The organism is Treponema sp. UBA7570 (assembly GCA_002477955.1).
Taxonomy (GTDB): Bacteria; Spirochaetota; Spirochaetia; order Treponematales; family Treponemataceae; genus Treponema_D.
The window spans coordinates 21,205-40,612 of sequence record DLLE01000037.1; the positions used below are offsets into that span (position 1 = coordinate 21,205).

At 39.7% G+C, this 19,408-nt stretch carries 19 protein-coding genes; 7 read left to right on the forward strand and 12 right to left on the reverse strand.

Features of this window, described 5'->3' with window-relative positions; translation table 11 throughout:
- Positions 1 to 45 precede the first annotated feature (45 nt).
- From B4N75_RS04640 to B4N75_RS04650, 3 genes are all read left to right on the forward strand, one after another.
- Positions 46 to 1,101 (forward strand): glycosyltransferase family 4 protein, encoded by a 1,056-nt coding sequence (locus tag B4N75_RS04640; RefSeq protein WP_296706684.1) that lies wholly within the window; start codon positions 46 to 48, stop codon positions 1,099 to 1,101.
- A gap of 15 nt (positions 1,102 to 1,116) precedes the next feature.
- Complete coding sequence (gene crcB / locus B4N75_RS04645) at positions 1,117 to 1,479, forward strand: fluoride efflux transporter CrcB (protein WP_296706686.1); 363 nt, start codon at positions 1,117 to 1,119, stop codon at positions 1,477 to 1,479.
- Positions 1,480 to 1,659: 180 nt separating this feature from the next.
- Positions 1,660 to 1,965 (forward strand): hypothetical protein, encoded by a 306-nt coding sequence (locus B4N75_RS04650; protein WP_296706688.1) that lies wholly within the window; start codon positions 1,660 to 1,662, stop codon positions 1,963 to 1,965.
- A 104-nt stretch (positions 1,966 to 2,069) separates the two neighbouring features.
- On the opposite strand, the gene B4N75_RS04655 is transcribed toward B4N75_RS04650, so the two are convergent.
- Together B4N75_RS04655 and B4N75_RS04660 are read right to left on the reverse strand one after the other, a co-directional pair.
- The gene (locus B4N75_RS04655) at positions 2,070 to 2,876 is read right to left on the reverse strand and encodes a DUF4469 domain-containing protein (protein ID WP_296706690.1); all 807 of its coding nucleotides are present in this window, start codon (positions 2,874 to 2,876) and stop codon (positions 2,070 to 2,072) included.
- A gap of 427 nt (positions 2,877 to 3,303) precedes the next feature.
- Positions 3,304 to 4,470: a hypothetical protein gene (locus B4N75_RS04660; RefSeq protein WP_296706692.1), complete on the reverse strand. Its 1,167-nt coding sequence runs from the start codon at positions 4,468 to 4,470 to the stop codon at positions 3,304 to 3,306.
- 328 nt (positions 4,471 to 4,798) lie between these two features.
- Between B4N75_RS04660 and B4N75_RS04665 the strand changes: the two genes are divergently transcribed.
- Positions 4,799 to 6,142, forward strand: a complete 1,344-nt coding sequence (locus tag B4N75_RS04665; RefSeq protein ID WP_296668204.1) for an MATE family efflux transporter — start codon at positions 4,799 to 4,801, stop codon at positions 6,140 to 6,142.
- A 45-nt stretch (positions 6,143 to 6,187) separates the two neighbouring features.
- Positions 6,188 to 6,742, forward strand: coding sequence for a cysteine hydrolase family protein (locus B4N75_RS04670; protein WP_296668206.1), 555 nt, complete (start codon positions 6,188 to 6,190; stop codon positions 6,740 to 6,742).
- Positions 6,743 to 6,868: 126 nt separating this feature from the next.
- Here the strand turns inward: B4N75_RS04670 and ribE are convergent, their stop codons facing one another.
- The 6 genes from ribE to B4N75_RS04700 all read right to left on the reverse strand — a co-directional run bounded on the left by ribE (position 6,869) and on the right by B4N75_RS04700 (position 13,042).
- Entirely contained in the window at positions 6,869 to 7,333 is a 465-nt protein-coding gene (gene ribE, locus B4N75_RS04675) for a 6,7-dimethyl-8-ribityllumazine synthase (RefSeq protein WP_296668208.1), read from the reverse strand.
- Positions 7,334 to 7,470: 137 nt separating this feature from the next.
- A complete protein-coding gene (locus B4N75_RS04680; RefSeq protein ID WP_296668210.1) occupies positions 7,471 to 8,673 on the reverse strand; it encodes a bifunctional 3,4-dihydroxy-2-butanone-4-phosphate synthase/GTP cyclohydrolase II in 1,203 nt (400 codons plus the stop codon).
- A gap of 25 nt (positions 8,674 to 8,698) precedes the next feature.
- A complete protein-coding gene (locus B4N75_RS04685; protein WP_296693878.1) occupies positions 8,699 to 9,367 on the reverse strand; it encodes a riboflavin synthase in 669 nt (222 codons plus the stop codon).
- A 20-nt stretch (positions 9,368 to 9,387) separates the two neighbouring features.
- Complete coding sequence (gene ribD / locus B4N75_RS04690) at positions 9,388 to 10,500, reverse strand: bifunctional diaminohydroxyphosphoribosylaminopyrimidine deaminase/5-amino-6-(5-phosphoribosylamino)uracil reductase RibD (protein ID WP_296668215.1); 1,113 nt, start codon at positions 10,498 to 10,500, stop codon at positions 9,388 to 9,390.
- A 55-nt stretch (positions 10,501 to 10,555) separates the two neighbouring features.
- The gene (locus B4N75_RS04695; protein ID WP_296668217.1) at positions 10,556 to 11,716 is read right to left on the reverse strand and encodes an FprA family A-type flavoprotein; all 1,161 of its coding nucleotides are present in this window, start codon (positions 11,714 to 11,716) and stop codon (positions 10,556 to 10,558) included.
- Between the two features lie 33 nt (positions 11,717 to 11,749).
- Positions 11,750 to 13,042: a hypothetical protein gene (locus tag B4N75_RS04700; protein WP_296706694.1), complete on the reverse strand. Its 1,293-nt coding sequence runs from the start codon at positions 13,040 to 13,042 to the stop codon at positions 11,750 to 11,752.
- 155 nt (positions 13,043 to 13,197) lie between these two features.
- Between B4N75_RS04700 and B4N75_RS04705 the strand changes: the two genes are divergently transcribed.
- Positions 13,198 to 13,935: a hypothetical protein gene (locus B4N75_RS04705; protein ID WP_296706696.1), complete on the forward strand. Its 738-nt coding sequence runs from the start codon at positions 13,198 to 13,200 to the stop codon at positions 13,933 to 13,935.
- A 41-nt stretch (positions 13,936 to 13,976) separates the two neighbouring features.
- Here the strand turns inward: B4N75_RS04705 and B4N75_RS04710 are convergent, their stop codons facing one another.
- The 3 genes from B4N75_RS04710 to B4N75_RS04720 are packed head-to-tail and all read right to left on the reverse strand — an operon-like array spanning position 13,977 to position 17,054.
- The gene (locus tag B4N75_RS04710; protein ID WP_296706698.1) at positions 13,977 to 15,566 is read right to left on the reverse strand and encodes a polysaccharide biosynthesis/export family protein; all 1,590 of its coding nucleotides are present in this window, start codon (positions 15,564 to 15,566) and stop codon (positions 13,977 to 13,979) included.
- Between the two features lie 2 nt (positions 15,567 to 15,568).
- The gene (locus tag B4N75_RS04715) at positions 15,569 to 16,609 is read right to left on the reverse strand and encodes a lipopolysaccharide biosynthesis protein (protein ID WP_296024830.1); all 1,041 of its coding nucleotides are present in this window, start codon (positions 16,607 to 16,609) and stop codon (positions 15,569 to 15,571) included.
- 31 nt (positions 16,610 to 16,640) lie between these two features.
- Complete coding sequence (locus tag B4N75_RS04720) at positions 16,641 to 17,054, reverse strand: helix-turn-helix domain-containing protein (RefSeq protein ID WP_296024832.1); 414 nt, start codon at positions 17,052 to 17,054, stop codon at positions 16,641 to 16,643.
- Between the two features lie 99 nt (positions 17,055 to 17,153).
- Between B4N75_RS04720 and B4N75_RS04725 the strand changes: the two genes are divergently transcribed.
- Positions 17,154 to 18,398 (forward strand): SLBB domain-containing protein, encoded by a 1,245-nt coding sequence (locus B4N75_RS04725; RefSeq protein WP_296666507.1) that lies wholly within the window; start codon positions 17,154 to 17,156, stop codon positions 18,396 to 18,398.
- 50 nt (positions 18,399 to 18,448) lie between these two features.
- Here the strand turns inward: B4N75_RS04725 and B4N75_RS04730 are convergent, their stop codons facing one another.
- The gene (locus tag B4N75_RS04730; protein ID WP_296666505.1) at positions 18,449 to 19,216 is read right to left on the reverse strand and encodes a TatD family hydrolase; all 768 of its coding nucleotides are present in this window, start codon (positions 19,214 to 19,216) and stop codon (positions 18,449 to 18,451) included.
- Positions 19,217 to 19,408: the final 192 nt, after the last annotated feature.

The window sequence follows — 19,408 nt, forward strand, 5'->3', positions numbered from 1 at the left end:
TCATAGGCTCATAGGCTCATAGTATGTATTTTCAAGGAGTTTAGCATGCTTTTGGCCATTCTTGGCACGTTTGTATTATCTTTAGTCTTTTGTCCGTTAATTATTAGAATTTGCAGAAAATTAAGCCTTTATGATGAAGTTGATCCGCGCAAGATTCACACAGGAAATATTCCTCGTCTTGGCGGAATTGCAGTTTTTGCCTCTCTTTTAATTGTCTGGTTTTTTGTTCGTTTTGTTTTTAAAACTGTCGTGCTTAGTTCTTATTGGCCTTTATTCATAGGTTTTGGAATTATTCTTTTTTTTGGAATTTTGGACGACATTCTTAATATGCGCGCAAAATTAAAGTTTTTAATGCAGATTCTTGCGGCTTTAGTTGTGAGCGTAAGCCCTTATCACTTTACGACATTTTTGTACTGGAAATTTCCGCCTTTTGTCGGCGAAATACTTACTTTTTTCTGGATTGTTTCAATTGTAAATGCTTATAACCTGATTGACGGGATGGACTGTGTTTGTTCAGGAATTTCATTTTTTGCCTGTCTTTCAATAGGTTTTATGCTTTATAAGGCGCACAACGGCATGAGCCTTATTTATTTTATGCTCTGCGCGTCTTTGCTTGGCTTTATGTACTGGAACAAGCCGAACGCAAAAATATTTCTGGGCGATGGCGGAAGCCAATCTTTAGGATATTTGATCGCCGTTTCTCCGTTTTTCTTTTTTGACAATCCAAGGTTTAATTTCCGCGAAATTCCAATGATGGTTCTTATGTGCTCGATTCCTTTGACAGACGTAATTGCCGCAATCTGGAGACGTCTGCGTGAGCACAGAAAGATTTTTAGTCCTGACAGGGCGCATATTCATCACAAGCTTTTGAATATTGGCTTTTCAAAAAATGCGGCAATTTTGTTTTTGCTGTCGATTCAGGCAACTGTTACACTTGCAATTATTGTTTCATATTTTATGAAAGATCTTTCGGCAATTTGCCTTATATCATTTTGCTTGATTTTTATATGGGGAATATTTATTACCTTTCATTATTTAAATAGAGCGGTCAATCTCTCGCACAAAGGCAAGCTAGAGGACCATCCAATGGCAGAGCATTAAAGCGTCTTAAAAAAAATGAGTTTTTTTTTCGTAGCCCTAGGCGGAGCAGCAGGCGCTTGCGGCCGGTATGCCATTAGTCTTATTCCTGTCAAAACACAATTCCCGGTTCTGACGCTTGTTACAAATTTTTTAGGCGCAGTTCTCATTGGATTTGTTGTCGGAATAGCAGAAAACAAAAATGTTTCAAAAAACGCAATGCTTTTTCTAAAGACAGGAATTTGCGGCGGATTTACAACATTTTCAACATTCAGCCTCGAAGCCTATAACCTTTTTACGGCCAAAAATTGCGGAGTTGGCGGTTTGTATGTTTTTTTGAGCGTGGCAGGCTGTATAGCAGGGGTCTGGCTCGGAAAAAAATCTGTTTTTAATTTAATTTAAAAAATCTCAGCGACATTCCTTGTCATTATCGGGGCTAGACCCGATAATCTATTGAAATTTTACACTAGATTGCCGTGTCGGGCACGGCAATGACAAACATATTAGCAGAGGAATAAGAGCTAAGCAGCTGTTTTTAGTGAAAACTAAAGTTTTAATCTTGCTTTTTATGGGAGAACAAAAATGGGAATTATTGCCGGATTTATATTTTTTTGCATCCTTTTTTTTATAGTTTGCGCATATATCGGAGCACAAGGACAGCCGCCAAGGTGGCCTCATAATTATGGACACGATTACTACGAAGATGAAGAAGATTTTGACGATGAACATTCAGATTATGCAGACTTTGAAATAAAGGCGGCAAAAGGAAAAAGAGATTATTTTTCTGACGATCCGGCTCAGGATTATTGCTCTTATTATTCTCAAGTTGCGGACAACGCGGATATGGGCGATCGAGATTCCATGGACGAGATAAAAGGGGAGTGGTGATTTTTAGCCTTTAAGGGCAAAACGTTTAAATTCTGCAAATGGGCGAGTGCAGTGTAAGGAAACCGGTTGTTTTTGCATTTGCAATTGAAGAATAGAAACTCAAGCTATACTCTTCTTACCCTTACTGCCTCAGAAAAAGCCTCCACGCATTCAGCGCGCTCTCGGCTGTTCGGATTCAGGCTTGTTACAACCGCAATGCAAAAAAGCGGCTCTTCCTCGCAGCTCTCTCCATCGTAGCCAAGATTGAAGCTGTCCGGCAGATAAAGCTCCAGCTTTTTGGGTGTGTTTGTGTACGGATTCGGTAGAGGAATCCATTCAGAACGGGGCGCATACACATTCTGCTCCATGCACGGAACAAGAAACACGCCGCATATTTCGCCGCCGACTTTAAGCCCGTTTCCTTTTATGCGGAGCGGCCGGTTCATATAAATCGTGTTTTCTTCCGCGCTTTCCGCCGCAAGGCTTTTGACTTCTGAAATATAGATTCTTGAATTCCGCAGTACAATCTGCGACGGCAGAATGTTCTTCAGAGCTTTTTCCGCTTCCTTTGACGGCGTAAACGCAAGCTTAAAATGCCTGGAGATTTCGCCCGCGGTCATAAACTGTTCAACGCTGCCTTCTACTGAAAAACCGAGCGTTCCAAGCCCCAGAAGGTCAACCGCAAGCCCATCCGAAAGAGCCTCTTTCGCAGCCTTTGACAAAATTTCCGCCGCATACAATAGAGTCTCCTCAGAAATAACAGTTCCGCCTCTTTTCGAGCGCGCAACGAGCTGCTCTGTAGAAACCACATTATTTCTGATTTTCCCAACGCACTTTCCAATCCTGTTTCCGTCCTTGTCCTTCAAGTTCGACGGATAAACCGAGACAAAAACTCTTCCCTTTGGCTTTTCAAGCCCTAATTCCTCTTTCATGGCAATTTCTCCGCTGCAATTTCATTCAGTTTTCTAGTTTTATCAGTATAGCACTGATTAGCTAATCAAGATACTGCTGATTAGTTAATCATCATACCGCTGACAAGCTAATCAGCAGACTGATGATATGTTAATCATTGCTCCGCTTATTAACCTTATCAGCATATCACTTATTAAACTAATCAATATACCGCTGATTAGTCTAATCAGCGGTATATAACACAGAGGCGTTGCAGACAGTAACATAGAAATGTTTTAGCCGGCGTAAAGGAACAATCTGAGTTCATCTAATGGAAGCAAATCAAGCCGAAAAATATGCTAGACACTATGCCGTAAAACTGTAAAGCGTAACGCCTGTATTATAGAAAAGACACTGAATAAAAAACTGTCAATAGGCGCGGCCAAGCTTCAGCAAGACAGCAATATCCTATTTCTTTCTTCTGAGCGCCCTGATTTTTCCAAGGGGATAGAGCCTTGCATTGCAAACAGCGCTTTGCGTGTTTTTCTCAAGCGCGCACTCAAAAAATCCGAGAGCGCACAGAATCAGAAGAAGATTGTTGAACGCCGGAACAGAAACAAAATTATGCAGAAAATCTCCGCCTGAAAGCTCAAGTCGTTTTCCAAAACAGGCGGAAGTTTTTGACTTGCAAGAATTTGCAGTATTTTCTGATTCAATCTGGACAAAATAGCCAGCTCCTTCTGCTGGAATATAGAACTTTGGAATTTTACTGGCTATCTCGTCATAAAAAGAATTCTCGATTTTCTCAAAGCTCACAGGATTTTCAAAAAGCGGACTTTCAAGAAAGCCGCATACAGATTCAATTTGACTGATTTTCTCCTGCGTTGTCTTAGGCGAAAGCCAGTAGCGCGCGCTTAGGTTTAGATGCGGAACAAGAAAAGCCGCGTCAAAGCTGTTAGGAGCGTTTGCAATAACTTCAACAGCATCGCGGCTTGTCGCAGCAGATTTCAGTTTTTCTTCTATTGTGTTATCCATTTTTTGAAGGGCGGGAGTGGATTTTATAATCTCGCCAGCAGAAACTGGAGAAAAATTGTCTTCAGCGCAGACAGAAAGCTCGGCAAGATTTTTGTATTTGTCAAGAACGGAAAGGTGGGCGGCAATGTAGCGGCGAAAAACAGCCGGGCAAAAGACAAAGCCGTTTTTATAAATTGCGATATTCTCAAGAACATACTTCTGCTTCTTTTGAATGTCGTTCAGAATTTCAGACTTTTTGAGGCTCTTGTAGCTCGAATCGCTGATGTCTTCGTCAAGAATTCCGGATATTCTATAGGCGCGGCTGGCAGAAAGGACAGGATATTTCACAAGCAGAACCAGCAGATTTTTGCTGCTTTGCGGAAGTCTCTCAAACCACATAAGAAACGCCTCCTGCATTGACAAAAGCCTGCTTGCGTATTTGTAGACTTCATCTTTTGGAAGCACAAGGTGGTCATTTTCCCTCGAAGTGTTAAAGACAAAACGCCTGAGACGGCGCTCGTTGAACCAAAGCGTGCGGCTTTTATAAAGGTCAAGAATTTCATTTGAGCAAATCGAGCTGTGCAGTAGAGATGAAAGACTGCTGTTTGAATATACCGGCATAGGAATATTATAGCATAGAAAACAGTAGTGCACAGTTAGATTATCGGGTCAAGCCCGATAATGACAGAAAGTCAAGGCCATAATGACAAGGGAGGCAAACCCGATAATGACAGAAAGTCAAGGCCATAATGACAAGGGAGGCAAACCCGATAATGACAGAAAAATCAAACACGAAAATGACAGTCCGCTTTATGTTGTTCCCTTGCTTGTCAAGTAGACAGAATAGGCATTACAAAAAGATATAAGATTTTTATCGAATTTTTTAGATTTACAAAGTTTGCTTTTATGATATATTATTGCGAACTGATTATTTTAATTGAGCAAAAAAATGAAAAGCATTGAAATGGATATGACCCAAGGTTCGCTTTTTAAAAAGATTTTTATCTTTAGCGTGCCTCTTGTAATTACAAATGTTCTCCAGATTTTATTTAATATGACGGATACGGCGGTTGTAGGACGTTTTGCCGGTTATCTGCCTCTGGGCTCTGTTGGTTCTACCGGACAAATGGTCTTTTTTTGTTCAGGAATTTTAACCGGACTTGGCGGCGGCGTAAACGTTCTGGCGGCAATCTGCGTCGGTCAAAAAAATTATAAAGATTTTGAAGTTACAGTAAGAGCGTCGGCCGTCGCATGTTTTTGCATTGGAATTTTGCTTTTGGTTGCCGGTGTATTTTCTGCCACAGGAATTCTCAATCTCTTAAACACCAAACCTGAACTCTTGCACGATGCGGCCGTTTATTTTAAGATTTATATGCTCTGTATGCCGGCAATGGCAATGTACAATTTTGGAAATGCCATTTTAAGCGCCCAGGGCGACACCCGCTCTCCCCTTCTCTATCTGATTGCCGCAGGAATTGTCAATGTTTTTCTCGATCTGCTGCTCGTAATTGTTTTTAAGCTTTCAGTCGTTGGAGTCGGCGTTGCAACCGTAATTGCGCAATACATTTCGTGTATTCTTACTTTACGGAAAATCTACAAAGTCCTGTCAAAAAATAATTTTGATTTTAAGTACAGACAGATTTCTAGTTACAAAATTTTACAGATAATCAAAATCGGTGTGCCAGCCGGCCTTCAAAACGCGATATTTGCAATTGCAAATCTTTTTATTGTTGCGGCTGTAAACTCTTTTGACGCCGCCATGGTTGCGGGAAACGCCGCTACAATGAATGGCGACAACCTCGTTTTTAACATTATGTCTGCATTTTATACTGCCGGCGCAACTTTTATCGGACAAAACCTCGGAGCGCACAAAAAAAAGCGAATCCTTAGTTCATATTTTATAAGCATGGGCTACGCAGCCATTGCAGGCTTTGTGCTTGGAGGTATTCTCTTTGTCTTTGGACAGGAATTTTTGTCGCTCTTTACAAAAGACCAGGCCGTTGTCGGCTACGCAATGCAAAAATTCAAAATTATGACTTTTAGCTTTGGAATTTCTGCCTTTATGGACGGAACAATTGCCGCAAGCCGTGGGCTTCGAAAAACTTTAGTGCCCTCAATAATGGTTTTTATCGGTTCTTGCGTCTTGCGCGTAATCTGGGTTTTTACGATTTTTGCACATTATAGAACAGTCGAAAGCCTCTTTTTGCTTTATCCGTTCAGCTGGGCGGCTACTGCGGTTTTTGAAATCGTTTACTTTGCAATCATTTACAAAAAAGAAACAGCCGACATGTAGACAGACAAAAAATTTGTTTTTGCAATGCTTTGACAGGAGTTTGAATTGAAAAAAGACGATTTGCTTTTGATAGTCGATATGCAGAATGTTTATGCCCGCGGCGGAAAATGGGAATGTCTTGACACAGAAGGAGCGGCTCAAAACCTTCAAAAAATAATTGACCGCGGACTAAAAAACGTAATTTTTACACGGTTTATAGCAAACGAAACTTCTCCAAAAGGCGTCTGGGCAGAATACAATAAAAAGTACAGCGATGTAAATTCCGATTTTTTTGCAAACCAAATGTTAAAAGAATTTGAGCCTTCCTTAAAAAAATTTCCTCTTTATACAAAAAGTGTCTATTCTTCGCTTGCAATCCCGGAAGTTTTAGAAGCCTGCAAAAAAGCAGGGCGCGTCATTATCGGCGGAGTTGTTGCCGAATGTTGCGTTTTATCCACTGTTTTTGCTTTAATTGACGAAGGAATTTACACAGTTTATTTGACAGACGGAGCAAGCGGACTAGACAAGCCAAAAGAAGACGCCGTCAAGCTGACATTATCCGGACTTTCTCCCTTGCACCTAAAAATGATGTCAACTCAGGAATATCTCAAGGAAAAGTAACAAAACAAAAAATGGGCAGCCCGGCAACAAGTTGCCGTCGGGCTTTGCGCAGTTCCGGCTTTCGCCTTCATTGCCGGCGACTTTGCCGCCGGCAACGCTGCGCGCTGCTCCAATCCCTGCCGCAAACTAAATTTTCTTAAAAAGATTTATCATTTCAAGAGCGCCCAGTGCGCAGTCATAGCCTTTATTTCCGGCTTTTGTGCCTGCACGTTCAATCGCCTGCTGAATCGTATCTGTTGTTAAAATTCCAAACATTACCGGCAAGCCTGTATTGAGAGAAACCTGGGCAATGCCTTTTGAAACTTCTGCGCAAACATAGTCGTAATGGCTCGTTGCTCCGCGGATTACCGCGCCAAGGCAGATTATTGCGTCATATTTTTTGCTTTCTGCAAGGTGTTTTGCCGCTACAGGAATTTCAAAACTTCCTGGAACCCAGCACAAGTCAATGTTTTCTTCTTTTACATCGTGGCGTAAAAGTCCGTCGCGCGCGCCTTCAATCAATTTGCTTACAATAAATTCATTAAAGCGGGCTGCAACAATCGCAATTTTTGGATTTCCTTCAGAAACCAGTTTTCCTTCTAAAATATTCATTTTGTTCTCCATAAAAAAATATGTTATTTAAACGGGCAATTCCCGCGTTAGGGGGGTGGAGCCATGCCAAAGGCAGTGCGCAAGCACCGCGCGTTTGGCGGCAAAGCCGTCAAAGGAACGCCCTTTTTTTGTATCAATTACAGAAAATGTCCCATCCGCACGCGTTTTGTTGTCAAATACTGAATATCCTGTGGCCTTGTCGGAACCGTCAAAGGAATACGCTCTGTAATTTCGATTCCTGTGTCTGCGCCGTTTATCTGGTTTATTTTGTCAGGATTGTTTGTCAAAAGGCGGATTTTTTTGATTCCAAGCTCCTTGAGCATCTGGATTCCGCAGTTATAATCGCGTGCGTCTGCCGGAAGTCCGAGAGCCAGATTTGCATCGACTGTGTCCATTCCGCGGTCTTGAAGCGCATACGCTTTTATTTTGTTTAAAAGCCCGATTCCGCGTCCTTCCTGACGGAGATACAAAAGAACTCCGCGGCCTTCTTCTGCAATTTTTTCCATTGCCGCAGAAAACTGATCGCCGCAGTCGCATTTTAAGGAGCCGAAAGTATCTCCTGTTAGACATTCGCTGTGAACGCGGCACAAAATGCTGTCTTTGCCGTTTACATTTCCCATTATGAGCGCGGCGTGCTCTGCCCCTGTGATTTTGTCTAAAAATCCGACGAGCTTAAAATTGCCCCATTTTGTCGGAAGCTTTGCTTCGGCAACTTTTTCCACGATTTTTTCGTGAGTTTTTCTGTATTTTATGAGCTGTTCAATCGTAACAAGCTTTAGATTCCATTCCGCTGCCATTTTTTTGAGCTCTGAAAGACGCGCCATGTGTCCGTCGCCGCTCATAATTTCGCAGCAAAGTCCTGCCTGTGTCAAACCAGCAAGCCTGCAAAAATCAACTGTTGCTTCTGTGTGTCCTGTCCGTTCAAAAACTCCGCCTTCCTTTGCAACAAGCGGAAACATATGGCCTGGACGGCGGAAATCATCAGGCTTTGAAGTTTTGTCGGCAACTGCCATTGCTGTAATAGAACGGTCAAAAGCGCTGATTCCTGTCGAAGTGTTTATATGGTCGATACTGACGGTGAATGCGGTTTCGTGGTTGTCCGTATTGTCCGCAACCATCTGCCCAAAACCAAGATTTTTTGCAATCTGACGGCTTATTGGCATACAGATAAGGCCTTTTGCCTTTGACGCCATAAAATTTAAAATTTCCGGAGTTGCAAATTCGGCGGCACAAATTAAATCGCCTTCGTTTTCGCGGTCTTCGGCATCCGTAACCATAATCATTTTGCCGGCCTTTAAGTCTGCCAGAGCGTCTTCTATTTTATTGATTCCTTCTGTCATTTTTTTCTCCTGTAAAAAGTCAAGCTTAATGAAAACTCGTAAAACTTGTCATAAAATTTTCGAGCGATTTTTCTTCATTGTCTGCGTTTTTAGAATTTTTATAATTTACAAAATGCTCAATATATTTTCCTACAAGATCACATTCAATATTCACGTAAGAGCCGTTTTGCATTTTGCTTAAAGTTGTGTTTTTCCATGTATGCGGAATTACGGCAACGCTAAAAACAGTCTCGCTTTCTCCGTAATTTACGCTTGCAACAGTCAGGCTTATTCCATCAACACAAACTGAACCTTTTTCGATTATGAATTTTCCAATTTCCGCCGAAACCGCAATTTTTATGTTTACGGCGTTTTGCTCGTTTTGAGAAGAAAGAAAGATTCCTGTTCCGTCAATGTGTCCGCTTACAATATGTCCTCCAAAACGTCCGTCTGCCTTCATTGCGCGTTCAAGATTTACTTCGCAGCCTGATTTTAAGCTGCCGAGGCTTGTCCGTCTAAAACTTTCTGGAGTAACGTCGGCTGTAAAACTGTCCGAGTTTTTTGAAGCTACTGTCAGACAAGTTCCGTTTACGGCAACGCTTTCGCCCAAAACCAAACAACTGGCAAAAGAACATTTTATGTTCAAAATAAGAGAAGAAGAGCTTTTTAAGATTGAATTGACTGTTCCTTTTTCTTCAACAATTCCTGTAAACATTTTGATTCTTGCCCTTTTTTTTAATTTTCCAGAACATATTTAAGAAGAATATCTTCTCCAAAAGCTTCAATTTGCGGTTTTCCGAGATTTATACATTCTGACGGAAGCTCAATTCCCTTCCCTTTTACCGGGTTAAAAATCGTGTGCCCGTCGTTTCCAAAAATTTTTGGCGCAATGTAAACCTGCAATTCCTGAACAAGTCCTTTTTCTTCAAAGAAAAAACTTCCGTTCAAGGTTCCGCCGCTTTCTACCAAAACGGAATCTATTCCCATTTCTCCCAAAATCTTAAGCTGGCTGTAAAGAAGCGAATGATTTTTTTCTGTTTTTGCAGACAAGACTTTTACGCCACGGCTTTCCAGAACATCTTTTTTTATAAGCTCAGTTTTGGTCAGTTCAGGCTTGCAAAAAACAATTACTGGAATTTCTTTTGCTGTCTGAACCAAAGCGCTTTCCGGATTAAGCTTTAAATGGCTGTCTAAAACCACGCGAACCGGCTGTCTGTGCTCCAGACCGTCGTCAAGGCGGACATTGAGCATTGGATTGTCTTTTTTTGCTGTTCCGATTCCTGTCAAAACCGCCATTACATTTGCGCGGGTCTTGTGCACATTTTTGCGCGCCAACGGGCCTGTAATCCAGCGGCTTTCGGCTTTTGAAGTTGCCGTCTGTCCGTCTGCCGTCATTGCGTATTTTAAGATTACATAAGGCATCTTGTTTTTTATGTAATGAAAAAATACCGGATTCAATTTATCACATTCATTTTTTAAAAAACCAGATACAACTTTAATTCCGGCTGTTTCGAGAATTTTTTTACCTTTGCCGTTTACAAGAGGATTTGGGTCGCTGCTGCCATAAATTACTTCCGAAATTCCGCTTTCGATAATGGCCTGAGTACAAGGAGGCTGTCTTCCAGTATGGCAACAAGGCTCAAGAGTTACATAAATTGAAGCGCCGCGGACATCGACTTTTTTTTCGGCGGCATTTTTTAGAGCGTCGCGTTCGGCATGCAGACTACCGAGTTTATGATGCCATCCTTCTGCAATAATTTTGCCGTTTTTTACAATCACTGCGCCGACAAGCGGATTGGGATTTGTAAAACCACGGCCTTTTTCTGCAAGAGCAATGGCGCTTTTCATACATTCTTCTTTCATTAAAACAGTTTTATATCAAACTAAATTATAATTCAAGAGCTTAAATCAATTTTTCAGCAAATTTTTCGAGCTGTTTTTCAACTTCCTCATTTACGGCTATTTTTATCGTAACCTTTTCTTCCAAAATTTTTATTTCTTTTAACGGCTCAAGCAGTTTTGCCATAGCTTTTGCTGCAAGCGGCGCCCAGGAACAATTTTCGATAAAAGCAACTGTTCTGTTTTGAAAGTTCCGCTCCGCAAGGTGAGAAATAAATTCGCGCATTTTAGGAAAAACTTCTCCATTGTAAGTTGTCGAAGCCAAAACAAGTTTTTTATAGCGGAAAGCGTCGGCTACACATTCAAAAATGTCATTTCGCGCAAGGTCTTTTATCAAGACATTCTTGCAGCCTTTTTCTCTTAAAATTTCTGCAAGTCTTTCGGCTGCCTGCTTTGTATTTCCGTAGACAGAAGTATAAGCGATAAAAATTCCGTCTGTTTCCGCTTCGTATTTTGACCATGTATCATAATACTTAATATATTTTTCCAGATTTGAATCAAGAACAGGCCCGTGCAAAGGGCAAATTTTTTGGATTTCAAGATTTGCCGCCTTTTTAAGAACTGCCTGCACATTCGCACCAAATTTCCCGACAATTCCAAAATAATAACGTCTGGCTTCGTCCGTCCAGTCAAGAGAAGAATCCAAAGCTCCGAATTTTCCAAATCCGTCCGCGCTAAAGAGAATTTTTTCTGTGCTTTCGTAAGTGAACATAACTTCCGGCCAATGCACATTCGGAGCGGCAATAAAATTCAAGACATGCTTTCCAAGCTCAACTTTGGAGCCTTCCGAAACTACAATCTGCCGTTCAGAAAAATCCGTGCCGAACATATTTTTCATCATCGAGAACGCCATTTTTGAAGAAACAATTTTTGAATCCGGATATTTTTTCATAAAAGCGGCAATGTTCGCAGAATGATCCATTTCCATGTGCTGCACAACCAAAAAATCCGGCTTTTTGCCAGCCAACGCGTTTTCGATATTCTTAAGCCATTCTTCTCCAAAATTTCTATCAACGCTGTCCATAACGGCAATTTTTTCATCAAGGATAAGATAGGAATTATAAGACATTCCCTCAGGAACAGGAAACTGTCCTTCAAACAAATCGATTTTGTGGTCATTAACACCAACAAACTTAACCGAATCCGAAATTTTCATATCTTTCATGGCACTGCCTCCTATAAAAAACGTGTCAAAACTTTAGAGCAAAACTTCGCTTATAACCTTCCCCGACAATTTTTTTACAGTATCTTTGCTAGCATCAATATCTGTTCCGATTTTCTGGCCAGTTTTAGCGGCAATACTGCAAAAATCATTTTTAAAATCTTCCAGATGAACCGTGTCTGTCAATTGCAGCAAAAGCGAAATAAAAAACATAACAATATAAAGAGCGCCGTAAATTCCCATCGCCTCGCTTATTTCCGTTATATGCGAAATTCCAATAATTACTAGAATAATCCACAAAAATCCGGAAATCGACCTTGCCCCGATCCAAGAAAGAAGAATTATGAGCAAAAGACAAGTCTGGCTGTTTATGTTCAAAACCGGCACATTCCAAACCTCGTTCCCGACAAACATCGAACAAAGCCCGGAAATTGCCCAAATATTTACAATCGCCTGCACAACCGAAAAAAACACCTGTTCCGCCGAGTCTTTCTTAAAAAAATTATATCTCAAAAGATAAGAAGCATAAATAAAAACCGCCGCAATCGCAGTCAGCATTGTCGCCTGCACAGAAACATCTTTTTCGATTTTATGCGTAAAAAACCAAAAATAAGTTTTAGAAACTTCGCTTTTAAAAGTAAGAAACGAAATTATAACCGGCACAAGCATCAAAAAAACGCCTGCAATTTCCATCCATCGCTTGCCTTTCTGCGCCGACGACAAATTCTTTCCGAGGAGCTTTTCAAAAAAAGCCGGCTCGCCAAATTTCCTATGCCGGTACGTATCCATCGCAATAAAACCAGTCAAAATCAAAAAAAGAACAATTCCAAAACCAGCCATAAAACACAAAGGCCGCCTCAAATCCTGTATTTGCTTTTGTTTTAGAATATTTTCCTGAACAGTCTTGTCGTAATGAACCAGCCAATCTCGTTCAGTTCGGTTTTGTTTTTTAAACTCAATTACAAGATTTTCCGTTTTTCTTTCTATATAAATGTCGTCCCTCAAAAATAAATCGCCGTTTTCGCTCTTAAAAAGAATTCTGTATTTAACTCCGGTTTTTAACTGCCATTCTTTTTCGCAAGCAATGCTCTTTTCGTCAAATTCTTCGCCGTAAAACTCTGCCCTGCGCTGCATTTTTCTTAACGTTCTTTCGAATTTTGACACTGGCAAAAGATTTACACTCTGCTGAACCGGAGGCTTTTCGCCTTCGATTACAAAAATTGACGTTATTATAGAATTTGTGCCGTTTCTTAAAATCACATCGCTTGCCGCGCTCAAAAAACACAGACTAAAAACAGCAGACCAGCAAAAACAAAAAAATCTTTTCATTCAAACTCCAAAAACCACACATTAAATAATAACCGCGGTTTCAAAAATCATCAAATACAAACTTGCATGAAGTTCGCTCAATGCAAACAATCTATTTAAACAACCTTTTTTTTCTGTTATTCTGATAGTCCAATTAAAAAGAACAGGAGTTTACAATGAACTTTGAAAATACACAGGTCTGGGGTTTTGAACACGCAATCCGCGGAATGAGAAATCCCAAAAACAGCTGGGCAAAATCTGACAGCACTTTTAACGGGATTCTGGCAAATATCGGTTCCGCCGACTTAAAACTTATGCAGACACTCATAAAAAGCGGCTCAGAACATCGAAAATTTTTGCGCCAGATTTTTGTTTCTGTAGATATTACCGCTCCAATGTACTGGTGGAGCGAATTTGACACTTACAAAGTTTCGACAGTTGCAAATTCAACAAGCAAAATGCACAAGCTCGCCTCAACGCCAATCACTTTTGACTGTTTTGAACACGATGATTTTATAAACACCGATTGCGGTTCAACCTTCAAAGACGCTCAATCTGCCTGGCAGTCTTTAATTGAAGTTCTCGAATCCCTAAGAAACAAATTCAACGAAACAAAAGAAAAAAAATACTGGAAAGAACTGATCCGCCTTCTTCCGGAAAGCTGGCTTCAAAAACGCACAGTAACAATGAATTACGAAAATCTTCTCGGAATGTGCTCGAACGGACAAAGACGGCACCACAAACTAAACGAATGGTCGGGAGAAGACAATCCATCTCTCAAAAATTTCATTTCCTGGGCAAAAACACTTCCATACGCACAGGAACTGCTCTTCCAAAAAACAAGAATGGAAGAACTTGCCGAAGAAAACGTAGGATTAAAATCGGCCTTAAAAAAACTTGAAGCCAATTCTTAACAAAAAAACCGGTTTGAAATTTTTCAAACCGGTTTTTTGTTTTAATTTATTACTCCAGTCACTGCAAGAACAGAAATACTTGTCGAAACTGCCGACAAAATCGTTGTTATTACAGGAGCGTATTGATTAAAATAATACAGTCCGCTGTTTGCTTTTGCGTCTATTGTCATTTCCGGCAAAATAAATTCAGTCTTTTTATGTTTTTTTCCGTTAATGTCGGTTATTGTTACTGCGTCCATTTTATTCTTTTCTTTTATAAATCCACCGGCAAGCCCAACATAGTAATCCCAGGTTCTGTCAGGAATATAAGGATAACGTCCAGGAGAATAAACTGCGCCGGAAACCGTCACAAAGAACTGTTTAAAAGGCACAATAAGGCGGTCATTGTATTTAATTTCAATCTTACTGTAATAAGTTGCATCGTAAAGCATTTTTGAAAGATCAACAGGAATAGTTTCTGATCCACGCAAAATATAAGCGTTTTCCAAATCCGAAACATTCGTAAACATATTTTTATTGTTTCTTACAAAAAACGCATAATCTTCGCCATTGTTAAATCGCATGGCAACTTTTGTAGAAGCGACAAGATTGGTATTGGTATTGGTATTGGTAACTGCGCCTTCAACAAAAAGCACAGGCTTTAAATCTTCAAAAGTAGAAACTGTAACTTCATCATAGCAAATAAGTTTAAAATCGTCTATATAAGACTGTTCGTTCAAATACAATTTTTCACCAGAATCATGCTTTCCTGTAACAGAGCGATAAAGTTCAATTCTCGAAAGATCGGCCAAAGATTCAAAACCATTGCCATAATAATCGATAAGCTTTTTTAAGTTTTCTCCGTCAAGAAGTTCATAAACTCCAGGACGTTCAACAGCCCCATTCAAGGCAACACGGCGAGTAATTCTATTTACGACAATTTTGTCGCCAGGACGCAAATAAGGATCCTGCGACAAATCGCCTTTTCTGTCAGCGAGAAATAAATCATAAGTTTTTTCTTCGCCACTTTCCGAAACAATTTTTATATTCCTTGAAGATGAGTAATCCGTAAAACTTTCTTTTATAAAAGTAGAAAGCCTTGTCAAAGCCCAGGCATTTTTCTGAACAGTCTTAACAACTTCGCCCGTAATTGTCACACGAAAAGTTGCCGGAGAAGTAAGAACAAACTGAACTCCGCCCATCGGATAGTTTTTCTGAACAATTCCTGTAACCATGTTTTTTAACTGAAGATATGTAAGATCTTTGCAGTCTATTACGCCAAGGTTAGCAATGCGGATTTTATAAGTCGAATCCACAGGAATTGAATAAGAAACTGGTGTCGCTCCAGCAGCAAAAGCCAAGGTATAAACATCACCGGCAGTTACAGGATAGGAACTTTCCGACATTGCAAGCTGCGCATCTGGAGTGTCATTTGCCTGCTGTCCAATTCTCGACTTTGAAACAACAGAAGATATAGACCCATTTTCTATTTCCGCTGTTTGTTGAGTTACAGCTTTTGCAGCACTATATGTCGTTTGATTTTGAGATTTTAGCATTTTCTGCAAAGCGGCAGCGTCTTGCGCAAAAGCAAAACCGGAAGTCAAAAATAAAGCTATAATACCAAGTTTTATAAAATTTCGTAAAATTTTCATATTTAAACACTCTCTTTTTTTGTCTTTAAATTAAGTTTTTTCTGAGCCTCAGGATCATTTTTTATGTTCTGCCAGGCATTCAATGCAAAAGCCGCAAAAACCGAAATAAAAAATGCCGCAAAAGTAATGATTATGCAAAGTTTTCCGCGGCTAGGCTTGCTCTTCATATCAGGAATTTCCGGACGCTCAAGAATTTGAAAAACAGGCTGTTCACTTTGCATTTTTACTTTCAAAAGTTCATACTGAGTTTTTAACTGTTCATAAACTTTCTGCTGCGCGCTTAATTCCATTTGAATTCTTGCAGTTTCGATTGAAACATTCGGACCGCCCCAAACAGAAACGCCTTTATTTACAGACGCGCCCAAATTCTGAGCCTCTTTTTCAAGCTTTAAGATTTCTTTGTACGTTGCGTCGATATTTGCTTCAAGATTCTTTTTTTCAATCCGGTTAGAATCAAGTCCAAGTTCATCAAAGCGGTTTTGCATCCAGTCAACGGCAAAATTTACAACATCTCTTGCAAAAACAGGATCAATGTCTGTAAAACCTATTGTAAAAACGCTGCTTTCCTCATCATAAGTAGAAACAAGCGTCTTTTTTAAAGCCTTTCTAGTGCTCGTAACAGGAAATTTTTCAATCTTATAACGCTCAGTCAAATTGAATTTTTTATTAACTGCGTCCAAATATTCATTTGAAGTGCTTAAATAATTTGCAAGCGAGCTGCGGGAAGAGCCGCCGCTGCCAACGCTAACGCCTGCTAAACTTGCAAGCGAGGAAAGAGAGCCGGACAAAGAGCCTGAGCTAGAATCTTCTTTTATGAGCATGTGAGCCTGAGGCGTAAACTGGTTTGGAAGAGGAGATTTTTCTGGCGGCAATTTTAAAGAGATTATAGAAAAAACTACTGCTCCAATTATTGCAAGTCCCGTAACTGCAATAATCATAAATTTATAATGAAGAAGAACTGCAATTAAATCCAAAAGCGAAATTTCATCGTCATTCTGCTCCGCAGTCTGTGAAGCAGTTTCTATATTTTGTGAATTTTCCATTTTGACAGTATAAAAAAATAAATACCTTAATTCAATACACTGTTGCAATATGAATAATCATGCTTTCTATCGGTTGTTTTATTGCAGAAGGAATTTTCTCAAGACTGTCAATTATTTTCCGGTTCTTTTTATAAAATTCAATATATTGATTTTTATCTTCTATTTTTTGCAAAACAGAATTGTCATTCTGTTCCGTTTGAGTTTTTTCTTTTTTTAAAAAGCGCTCCGTTGCCGGACGAATTTCTAAATCTTTTTCGTCAATCAGATATTCGAGAGGAACTTCCAGAACTTTTGCAATTTTTAACGCTGTGTCTACTCTTGGCATACTTTCGCGTTCAATACCAAGACCAATTCCCTGATAAGCAATATTTGCGCGAAAAGCTAATTCTTTGCGGGAAATCCCTTTATATTCTATTTCCCTCTCAACGTTTTGCCAAAAACTCATTGTCGCATTTTACTACTTTAGTAGTTTTTTGAAGTTGATTTTCTACAGATGATACATTAAACTACTACAGTAGTTTTTTCTTAAAGAGGGAGCGCAGCCGTGCATTTTTTTAAAACATCTATTGTAACTTCTTTTTTTCTTGCTTTTATTCCTTGCTTTGTTTTTTCACAGGCACAAGTTGCAAATTCAGCCGGGACTTCAGACTCGGTAAAAGAAGAAAAATCTCTTTTTCAGGCAAATGCGCAGCTTGCCATGTCGAGCGCAGATTATCAGGTTACGGCAGGCGACACTTATGCCCTTGCCTTTTACTCAAACGGAACGTCAGTTTCTTACACAATTACAGTAGATTCATCTTATAAAATCCGAATCGCAAATTTGGGCTCTCTAAACTGTGCGGGACTTTCTTTCTTGCAGCTTAAGCAAAACATCGAAAACCTCGTAATGAAAAACTATCCGCTCAGTGTCGTAACCTTTGTTATGCTCCAGCCAGGCATCTTTAAAGTCGTAATAAAAGGCGAAGTTTCCGCTGTTCACGAAGAAAATGCCTGGGCTTTGACAAGGCTTTCTGCAATTGCCGCCAAAGCAGGACTTACAGAACAATCCTCAACCCGAAACATAAAAATAACAAGCCAAAATGGCAAATCAAAAATCTGTGATTTATTTAAGGCAAGGCGCAACGGCGATTTTTCGCAAGATCCATATTTGCGTCCAGGCGACACAATCGAATTTTTCCGGCGCAACCGCAAAGTTTCAATCTCCGGCGCAGTAGAACGCGAAGGCACTTATGAACTTTTGGCAAACGAAAATCTTAGCGATTTAATCAGTTCCTATGCTCATGGCACAACAAAAACCGCAAATCTCACAAAAATCCGCCTTATCCGCATAAGCGAAGAAGACGAAAAAATACAAAAAATCACATATCTTGCAAAATCAGACATAGACAAAAATTATATTCTCAACGACAAAGATTCTGTCTATATTTCTGATTGGCACGAAGAACAGCCGTTTATCGAATTAAAGGGAATTATAAAAAATCCGCAGACTGGCGAAACCACAAATAACGCTTACAATGCCGCTTCTTACAATACATATAGAACAAAAATTCAATTTTTTGCCGACGAAAACTATTCTTCGTTGATTTACCGAATTCGAGATGCATTTACTGTTTTTTCAGACTTAAAAAATGCATACGTTCAGCGCGAAGACCAGAAAATCGCAATCGAAGCGCAAAAAATATTGGACGACCCTCAGTTTATAAGTCCATATTTAGTTCAAAAAGGCGATGAGCTTGTTATTCCGTACAAGAAGATGTTTGACAGCAATTCATCAGGTCTTGATTTTTAGAATTTATAGCGAAGAAAAAACTGTCCTTCTCTGCGCCACTGCCCTTTCTCTTAAAGTTTTGCCTCAAAGTCTTCCAGAATTTTTTCAGAATTTTCATTTATAGTTTTGGCGATTTTTTCTATTTTAAGCCCAAGAACTTCTGCAATATCTTTGTAAATTCTCTTTATTAAAAAAACCGAACTGTCTGTTCCGCCAAGCCACCTTTCAGAATCAGGATTGTCGGTTTCTGCCAAAATCAAATTCAGCGGAGTTTGCTCCAAAAGTTTTTGAATATGCTTTGAGCGTATAGTTTCGCAGCCAAAAGTCTGCATATAATTTCGACTGACAAATTCCTTATAGATTTCTTCCGGGCCGTCATACCAATGGATAACCGGCTTTGCAAAAGGATATTCTTCCAAAATTCTACAGATTTTTTCTTCGGCGTCCGTTGTATGAATCACGCAATATTTTTTTTCCTGATTGCAGTGTTCAAGAAAAAATCTCAAGACTTCTTCCTGCGCCACAGGCGCCGCTTCTTTGTACCAGCAAAAATCCATTCCGATTTCGCCAATAATATGAGATTCTTTTAAAAATTTCTCGTATTCACAAAGCTTTTCTTTTTCTAAAAGCACTTTTTCCGGATGAATTCCCAAGGTTGCAATTATATTTGCCTTAAAACCCAAGGCTTTGGCTTTTTGAGCAATCTGGCAATTTTTTTTATAAGAATCAAGGTCTACCGAAGCCGCAACAATTGTTCCGCAATAAGAAGAAAGCTGTTCAAAAAGTTCATTTTGGTTTTTGTATAAATCCAGGTGCGTATGAAAATCAACAAACTGCATAAAATCAATAAAAATAGCATTTTTGGAAATTTTTTTTCAAGTTGATAAAATTTTATTTAGCCCAATCTCCGAGTTTTATAGTTTAATGTCATCAAGAGATTCCCTTGTCAAGCAAGGGAATGACATAAAGCGGACTGTCGTTATCAGGCTTGTCATTTTGTCATTATCATGCTAGCTACCTTGTCATTATCG